Annotated in this window: 1 protein-coding gene; it reads left to right on the top strand. The window is 36.7% G+C overall.

Translation table 11 applies throughout. The features are described from left to right. Positions 1–219, top strand: a 219-nt coding sequence (locus FC814_RS23005; protein WP_205713607.1) for a hypothetical protein, incomplete at its 5' end; no start/stop codon positions are given. Between the last annotated feature and the right edge of the window lie 40 nt (positions 220–259).

Here is a 259-nt window from a genome sequence, read left to right as displayed (position 1 = left end):
ACCCTTAAGTTAGCGCTTATGGGAGAAATCCCCGCAACCTCTGATGTATTATGCATCCTCAACGCAGCCACAGTTAACCTGATTGGCGGGTTTACTTCATCTGTAAATATTATTATAAAAATAATGCCCACGCACAGCATAAAACAAAAAGTATTACAGATAAAAAAGGAACGTAATGTGCAGATTTGTTGTTTTCCATATTTACTCACCTTAATATGATTAACCCTGATAGGGTTGTTATTTCAGCGGTTTTCAAATG

The organism is Escherichia sp. MR (assembly GCF_005280595.1).
Classification (GTDB): domain Bacteria; phylum Pseudomonadota; class Gammaproteobacteria; order Enterobacterales; family Enterobacteriaceae; genus Escherichia; species Escherichia ruysiae.
Note: the sequence above shows the minus strand (reverse complement) of the source record. Positions and strands in the feature narration are given on the sequence as shown.